The organism is Mycobacterium sp. 1164985.4, assembly GCF_001668575.1.
Lineage (GTDB): Bacteria > Actinomycetota > Actinomycetes > Mycobacteriales > Mycobacteriaceae > Mycobacterium.
This window is the reverse complement of sequence record NZ_LZMD01000012.1, coordinates 73,918-81,631: the sequence shown is the minus strand read 5'-3', so window position 1 is coordinate 81,631 and position 7,714 is coordinate 73,918. Positions and strand designations below refer to the sequence as shown.

The following is a 7,714-nucleotide window of genomic DNA, read 5'->3' as shown; positions in this document are numbered from 1 at the left end:
ACACCGTCGTGGGTCGGCTGCTCGAACACAACAGCGACGGCACCCTGACCGACGAGCAACTGTTCCTCATCGCCATCCACCTGCTGATCGCGGGCAACGAGACAACCACCAACCTGCTCGGCGGCATGTTCGACACGCTGGCGCGCAACCCCGACCAGTACGACATGATTCGCGCCGACCCCGACCTCATTCCGATGGCGATGAGGAACAGTTGCTCGTCGGTCAGGGTGCCGTCGCTGTTGTGTTCGAGCAGCCGACCCACGACGGTGTCTGACCCCTTGAGCCCACCGTGGGCGAATTGGTTCAAGAAGTAGCGGCGCAGTGCGGCCATGGCCACCATCGACTTCCCCGCATCGATGACACCCTGTGGGGTCGGCGAGAAGTCCATGATCCGCACACCGGCCTCCGACCATCGCCGGAAATCATCGACGTCGCACTCCGGCACTCCGAGGATTTGGGCGATCATCCGGATGGGCATCGGAATCGCAAGACGCTGCACCACATCACAGCCGGGGTTATCCAGCACGTCGGTGATCAGTTCGGTGGCCAGCTTCTCGGTCATCCCCTTCCAGCTGCCCATCGCGCCCTTGCTGACCGCCGGCTGGACCTGCTTGCGCAGCCGCGCATGTTCGTCTCCGTCAGTGAGCACCGCGAGCGGCGCCGAGAACTTCAGCCGCGTGACCCCTTCGGAGCTCGTCACCTGATCGGTGTCGCGCAGCGCGGCCCTGACATCCTCGAGTCGGCTCAATATGAAGTTGGCGCGGCGGGGGTTGTAGTGGACGCGTCCGCTGCGGTGAAGTTCTCGGTATGCCCCGAACGGGTCGGACGCCGTGGCAGGGTCCATCGGATCGAATTCGGTGTTGACGGCACCCGTCCACCCTCGATAACCGCGGACGCGGGCCTGCACTGCCGCTTCGACATTCATCCGAATCGCGTGCACGAACGGGCCGATGACACCGGGAGTGTTCCGCGAGCCTGCCATCGCCGCTACCGTCCGCGGAACTGCGGGTCGCGCTTCTCCATGAAGGCCGCGATGCCTTCCGCGACGTCGTCCGTACCCGCCACCTGATCGACCAGCAGCGCCTCGGCGTGAAACGCCGAGGCACGGTCCACGTCGAGGGCTTGGTTGAGCATCGCCTTGGCGGCGGCGATGCCGCGCGTCGCACCGCGTGCCAGGCGGTTGGCCCACGCGGTCACTTCGTCGGTGAGTAGTTCGTCGGCGACGACTTTGTTGACCAGCCCGATGCGATGCGCCTCCCCCGCCGTGATCTCCTCACCGAACATCAGCAGTTCCTTGGCGATGTTGAACGGCACCTTGCGCGCCAGCAGGTACGCGGCGCCACCGTCGGGGGCGAGTCCGCGCCGGACGAAAAGCTCGATGAGCCGGGCACTTTCGGCGGCGACGATCAGATCGCACGCCAGCACCATGCTCGCACCGACACCGGCGGCGGTTCCGTTCAGACCGCAGATCACCGGCTTCTCACAGTCCAGGATCGCCGACACCACCGCCTGCGAGCCGTTGCGCAGAATCCGCGCGGCGTCTCCGGCGATGCGATCCTGGCTTGGCCGCATCTCTGGGTCCCGCAAGTTGGGACCGGTACAGAAGTGCTTGGTCCCCGCCGCCGTCAGCACGACGGCACGGATCTCGTGGTCCGACGATGCTCGCACGAGGTTGTCGATGAGGTCGCGCTGTATCGCCCGCGTCACCGAGTTGCCCATGTCCGGCCGGTCCAGCACCAGCCAGCGCACCCCATCTTCGGTGCGCGTCGTCAACCCGGTGGTGCTCACAGCGAGATCGGTACGCTCGCCGGACCGCGCACCGAGTTGGTGTGAACATATTCGACGGCGTCCTCGTCGACGTGCCACGTCGGGAACCTCGCCAAGGTTTCTTCGATCGCGACCCTGGCCTCCAGCCGCGCGAGCGCAGCGCCGAGGCAGAAGTGGGCCCCGTGACCGAAGCTGACGTGTCGGATGCCGGTTCGGTTGACGTCGAAGACGTCGGGGTTCGGGTACTGTCGCTCGTCGCGACCGGCTGATCCGGTCAACAACGCGACCTTGGAACCCGCCGGGATAACCGCGCCGTGGTATTCCGCGTCCCGCACAGTGAAACGGCCCTGCACCGGGGACGGCGCCTCGTAGCGCAGCAGTTCCTCGACCGCGCCGCCGATGAGGCCGGGGTTCTCGACGAGCTTGGCGCGTTCGTCCGGAAAGCGCGCCAGTGTCAACGCCGTCCAGCCGAGCAGTCGCGCGACGGTCTCGTTGCCCGCGACGTTGATGAGCGCGATGAAGAACAGTACTTCGCCGTCGTCGAGACGACGAGTCTCTCGGCCAGGCTGCACCAGGTCGGAATCCATCAGGTTGCTGACGATATCGCTGGTGCTGTTCACACGGCGCTTCTGAATTTGTTCTTTGTAATACCCGAAGAGCTTCTCGTTGGCCTGTTGGCCCAACTCGCTGAGCTCCGCGGCGCCCTCCTCGCGGTGGAGCTGCAAATCCGTCCACTCGCGCAGATTGTCATGGTCTTCTTCCGGGAAGCCCAACAGCGAACTGATCACCATGACCGGTAGCTTCATGGAAAAGTCACGGACGTAGTCGAATCCCCCACTGCCGACATGGGGGTCCAGATATCCGCGGCATAGCATGCGCACCCGGTCCTCGAGCTCGGCGATCTTGCTACGAAAGAAGGTGCGGTTAACCATTTTTCGCATAGCCGTATGGTCTGGCGGATCCATCATGATCATCGCCTTCGGCGGCGACCATGGTTCGGGCGTGATCGCATCCAGCGTGATGCCGTGCTCGGAAGAGAACGTCTCGGTGTCCAGGGAGGCCGCCAGCACGTCGTCGAACCGGCTCAGGGCGTAGAAGTCGTACTGCTCGTTGTAGTAGACGGGAGCCTCGTCACGCAGCCGTCGCCACACCTCGTAGGGATCCTTGTGCAGGGTGCGGTCGAACGGATCCCAGCGCAGCTCCGCTGTCACCATCGGCAGGTCCTTTCCTGAGGGGCAACCGCTAGACAATGGTACACTCTGCGTCATTCTGTACAGTACAGAAAGGTCGAGGAGGACGGGCAGGTTGGAAACGCGAACGCTGGACCATGTCATCTACGAGAAGGACGGTCCGATCGCCCGGATCATCTTGAACAACCCCGAACGTGCCAACGCCCAAACCTCCGAGATGGTGCACAGCGTCAACGAAGCCCTCGACGACGCGCAGTACGACTACGACATCAAGGTCGTCATCATCAAGGCCAACGGTAAGGGGTTCTGCTCCGGCCATGTGCCGGACGGCAGTTATCCGGAGTTCAAGGCCGAAATCGACGCCTCGGGCAAGGTCTGGCGGTCGGCCGCGCAGCTGTTCCTGTGGCCGGTGCTGAAGCTGTGGGAGTTCCCGAAGCCGGTCATCGCGCAGGTGCACGGCTACGCGATCGGCGGCGGAACCACCTGGGCATTGATCCCGGAGATCACCATATGTTCCGACGACGCGTGGTTCCAGATGCCACTCGTGCCCGGCTTCGGTCTGCCCGGCTCGGAGACGATGTTCGAGCCGTGGGTGTTCATGAACTACAAGCGCGCCGCCGAGTACCTGTATACGGCGCAGAAGATTTCGGCGGACCAGGCGCTGGAATTCGGTCTGGTGAACCGGGTGGTGCCCGCCGACCAACTGGAGGCCGAAGTCGAGAAACTCGCCGCGAAGATCGCCAAGGCGCCGTTGATCACATTGCAGGCCACCAAGGCCGGCATCCTGCGCGCCTGGGAGACCATGGGGTTCCGCACCCATCAACAGGCCAGTAACGATCTGCAGGCCGTGGTCACCGGGTCGAAGGAGTTCCAAGAGTACATGCGGGAGCTGATGAAGAAGGCGGCCAAACCCGCCGACCGGGTCTGACGTGCCACTGCAGCCGATCGTCCGGTTCGGCGGCGGCGAGCACGTCGAAGAGTTGCGCGCGCGCGTCCGTAACTGGTTGTCCGACAACCTGCCCGACGAGTTTCGGCGCACCGCGGCCAACCCCGACTACCTGCCGCGCGACGCACACGAACGCGCCGTGGCGTTCTGCCGCGACCTGCACGCGCAGGGATGGTTCGTTCCGCACTGGCCCGCGAAGTTCGAAGGCGGCGGCCTCGGCGTCGTCGAGCAGGTGGTCATCCGTGAGGAACTGGCCTACGCGGGCGCACCGCTGGTCAACACCAACGGCGTGAACATGTTGGCGCCCGTGCTGTTTCGGTTCGGTACCCCCGAACAACAGCGGGAGCACCTGCCCTTGATCGCGCGCTCGGAGCGGATGTGGGCGCAGGGCTACTCCGAACCCGAGGCCGGATCCGACCTGGCCGCACTGCGGATGACCGCACGACGCGACGGCGACCACTATGTCCTCGACGGCCAGAAGACGTGGACGAGCAACGGTGTGCTGGCCGACTGGATCTTCGTGCTCGCGAGGACATCACCTGTCGCCGAGAAACGCCAGGAGGGCATCTCGTTCTTCCTCGTCGACATGTCGAGCCCGGGCATCACTCGCCGCCCCATCAGGTCGATGACCGGATACCCGACATTCGCCGAGGAATTCTTCGACGGCGTCCGGGTGCCTGCGACCAACATGGTCGGCACCGAGGGTGAGGGTTGGAAGGTCGCCAAGGCTCTGTTGGACTCCGAACGCTCCAACGTCACGCGCGCTGCGCAGGCCCAGCGCTATCTCGATGAGCTCGTTGACTGGTGCCACGCACAGCGGGGGTCTGCCCATGACCCGCTGGCCGATCCGACGAACCGCATCGCGTTGGCCAGGGCGGTCGAGCGCGTCGAGGTCGGGCGGGCCTTGTCCTACAGGGTCGCCCACCTGCAGGCGGCCGGTGCGCTCGATCCGGCGCTGCCCTCGCTGTCGAAGCTGTACCACTCCGAGTTGACCGCGGAGCTGCGTGCGCTGGGCGCCCAGATCCTCGGCCCGAGAGGGGCATTGATGCCCGATGATCCGGACGCGGTGTTGGACGGCCACTTCTCGGAGGGGCTGCTGTTGTCGCTCATACACACGATCGGCGGCGGTACGAGCGAGATTCAGCGCGACCTGATCTCGACCACCGGTCTCGGGCTGCCGCGCTAGTCACCTTCTGGCGCGAGCAGACGCACAGAGGCCGTTTCCGATCGAAGAATGTGCACTTCTGCGTCTGCTCGAACCTAGGAAGGTTTCTAGGAAAATTCGCCGCACGCCTGAGCTGCCGATGAGCGCTGCTGGGCGACGGCCGCCATCGCCAGCTCCAGCGGGTGGAAGGCCGCCAACTGCGCTGCCTCCGCCGAATGGATCAGTCGCTTGGTCATTTCGACCGCGCCCGCATCGGATTCCGCCAATTGGACAGCGACGGCGATGGCGTGGTCGACGGCCGAGCCGGGCTCGGCGACGTCGGTGACCAGTCCCGCCTGTTGCGCGTCGGACGCCGTCATCCGGTGGCCACGCAGCAGCAGCGACGCCGCGCGGTGTTTGCCGACCTGCTTTGTGAGCCGCCATGCCAATCCCCCGTCGGGAACGACCGCCCGCGCAACGAACGGCGCGCTGAAGAACGCGTCCGATGCGGCGACGACGAGATCGCACGCCAGGGCGAGGCTCCAGCCGAGTCCCACCGCTGCGCCTTCGACCGCGGCGACCGTCGGCACCGGCACGGCTTTGAGTTGCTCCATGACCCGCTGCGCATGCTCGACACGGCCTGCCGGCGCGAGTGGCCCGGTACCCTGCGCCGGGCCGGTCTTGAGATCACCGCCTGCACAGAAGAATCCGCCTGCACCGGCCAGAACGACGCCACGCACGTCCGAATCGGCGGTCACGGCCGACAGCTGCTCGGACAACTCGGTCCACGACTCGTAACGCAAGGCGTTGCGCTGCGTCGGGCGATTCAACAGCAGCAGGGCGACGGCGCCCCTGTTCTCACGTAGCACCAGTGGTGCACTGCCGCCGGACATCTCGCTACCGGTTGAGGAACTTGTCGATCGCAGCCCGGTGTTCCGGAGTGGTGAAACACTCGGTCTCCGCTGCGATCCCGTAGTCGAGGATGGCGGTCACCGCGCGCTCGGCGTGCAGGTTCAGGGTCCGTTTGGTGTCCTGCACCGCGCGCGCCGGCAGGTCCGCGAGCCGATGCGCAAGCGCGAGACCCTCCTGCTTGATCGACTCGTGCGGCACCACCCGATTGGCCAGCCCCAGCTCGACCGCCTTGTCTGCCCGGATGCGCTCGCCGAGGAGCAGGTACTCCTTGGCCTTCATCAGGCTCATCATCAGCGGCCATAGCACCGAGCCTCCGTCGCCCGCGACAAGGCCACTGGCAACGTGCGTATCGGCGAAGAACGCTTTGTCCGACATCAATACGATGTCGCACAGCACGGCGATGCTGCAGCCGAACCCGACGGCAGGACCATTGACCGCCGCGACGATCGGCAGCGGGAAATCCACCATGTCGCGCACGATGCGACGGGCATCGCGCATGCCCTCGCGGCGGGTGACCGGGTTTTCGACGTGGGTGTGCAACCACTCGACGAGATCGCCGCCCGCGGAGAAGAAGTCGCCTGTCCCCGTCAGCAGGACGGCGCGCGCATCCGGGTCCTCCCCGAGCGCGGACCACAGCCGGGTGAATGCGCCGTGCATCCGGTTATTCACCGCGTTCGCATTGTCCGGGTTGTTCAGCGTGACGATCCGGACCGGACCATCGTTGGCCACCAGGAGTTCGTCGCACCCGGTGAGCTCCGAAGTGCCGTTCAACAGTTCTGTCATCGCAGCGCCCCGGCCAGTCGCTTGGTGATGGTCTCCTCAGCCTCGGCGACAATACGTGAAACGAGCTCGCCGGCTGTCGGGATGTCCTCGATCAAACCCATCGCCGTACCGACCCACCAGATCCCGGCATCGAGATCGCCTGTCTCGTAGACCTTCACCCCGCGTTTCCCGGCGACCAGATGGGCGATGTCCTCGAATTGACCTCCCTGATCGAGGATTTCGACGACCTCACGTGACACTGCGTTGCTGGCGACGCGCCCCGTGTTGCGCAGTTGCCGGAAGATCAGCTCGGTGTCGAGTTCGCTGCCCGCGACAATCGCTTCCTTGACGTTCTGATGTATCGGCGACTCGACCGTGCACATGAAACGCGAACCCATGTTGATGCCGTCCGCTCCGAGCGCCAGCGCGGCCACCAGACCACGGCCGTCGGCGAAACCACCGGACGCGATCATCGGGATCTCGATTTCCTCGGCAGCCGCGGGGATCAGGACCAGCCCCGGGATGTCGTCCTCACCCGGATGACCCGCACACTCGAAGCCGTCGATGCTGATGCCGTCCACACCGAGGCTCTGCGCCTTGACCGCATGCCGCACCGAGGTGCACTTGTGCAGCACCTTGATCCCGTTGTCGTGAAACATCGGCAGATGCGGCGCCGGGTTCGACCCGGCCGTCTCGACGATCTTGATGCCCGCGTCGACGATCACCCGCCGGTATTCGTCATAGGGCGGCGGGTCGATAGTCGGCAGAATCGTCAGGTTCACCCCGAACGGCTTGTCGGTTAGATCGCGGGCGCGGGCGATCTCGTTGGCCAGGTCCGCAGGTGTCGGCTGGGTCAGCGCGGTGATCAAACCGAGCGCCCCCGCCTCCGACACCGCTGCGGCCAGTTCCGCGCGCCCGACCCATTGCATACCGCCCTGCACGATCGGGTGTTCGATGCCGAATGCCTCGGTGAATCGTGTGGTGATCAACGGT

General features: G+C 65.3%; 8 protein-coding genes. 2 read left to right on the top strand and 6 right to left on the bottom strand.

Features of this window, described 5'->3' with window-relative positions; translation table 11 throughout:
* The 3 genes from A5650_RS01295 to A5650_RS01285 all read right to left on the bottom strand — a co-directional run.
* On the bottom strand, positions 1 to 982 hold a 982-nt coding region (locus tag A5650_RS01295), incomplete at its 3' end, for a cytochrome P450 (protein WP_231992442.1).
* A gap of 5 nt (positions 983 to 987) precedes the next feature.
* Entirely contained in the window at positions 988 to 1,788 is an 801-nt protein-coding gene (locus A5650_RS01290) for an enoyl-CoA hydratase/isomerase family protein (RefSeq protein ID WP_067285519.1), read from the bottom strand.
* Positions 1,785 to 2,981: a cytochrome P450 gene (locus A5650_RS01285; protein WP_067082133.1), complete on the bottom strand. Its 1,197-nt coding sequence runs from the start codon at positions 2,979 to 2,981 to the stop codon at positions 1,785 to 1,787. The genes A5650_RS01290 and A5650_RS01285 overlap by 4 nt, the downstream gene beginning before the upstream one ends.
* Before the next feature lie 91 nt (positions 2,982 to 3,072).
* On the opposite strand from A5650_RS01285, the gene A5650_RS01280 reads away from it, so the two are divergent.
* Together A5650_RS01280 and A5650_RS01275 are read left to right on the top strand one after the other, a co-directional pair.
* On the top strand, positions 3,073 to 3,885 hold the full coding sequence (locus tag A5650_RS01280; RefSeq protein ID WP_067285517.1) for an enoyl-CoA hydratase/isomerase family protein: 813 nt from the start codon (positions 3,073 to 3,075) through the stop codon (positions 3,883 to 3,885).
* A 1-nt stretch (position 3,886) separates the two neighbouring features.
* Positions 3,887 to 5,089: an acyl-CoA dehydrogenase family protein gene (locus A5650_RS01275; protein WP_067285514.1), complete on the top strand. Its 1,203-nt coding sequence runs from the start codon at positions 3,887 to 3,889 to the stop codon at positions 5,087 to 5,089.
* An 86-nt stretch (positions 5,090 to 5,175) separates the two neighbouring features.
* On the opposite strand, the gene A5650_RS01270 is transcribed toward A5650_RS01275, so the two are convergent.
* The 3 genes from A5650_RS01270 to A5650_RS01260 are packed head-to-tail and all read right to left on the bottom strand — an operon-like array spanning position 5,176 to position 7,710.
* Positions 5,176 to 5,940, bottom strand: coding sequence for an enoyl-CoA hydratase/isomerase family protein (locus A5650_RS01270; protein ID WP_067285511.1), 765 nt, complete (start codon positions 5,938 to 5,940; stop codon positions 5,176 to 5,178).
* 4 nt (positions 5,941 to 5,944) lie between these two features.
* The gene (locus A5650_RS01265) at positions 5,945 to 6,742 is read right to left on the bottom strand and encodes an enoyl-CoA hydratase/isomerase family protein (RefSeq protein ID WP_067285508.1); all 798 of its coding nucleotides are present in this window, start codon (positions 6,740 to 6,742) and stop codon (positions 5,945 to 5,947) included.
* On the bottom strand, positions 6,739 to 7,710 hold the full coding sequence (locus A5650_RS01260; RefSeq protein ID WP_067285505.1) for an NAD(P)H-dependent flavin oxidoreductase: 972 nt from the start codon (positions 7,708 to 7,710) through the stop codon (positions 6,739 to 6,741). The genes A5650_RS01265 and A5650_RS01260 overlap by 4 nt, the downstream gene beginning before the upstream one ends.
* Positions 7,711 to 7,714 lie beyond the last annotated feature (4 nt).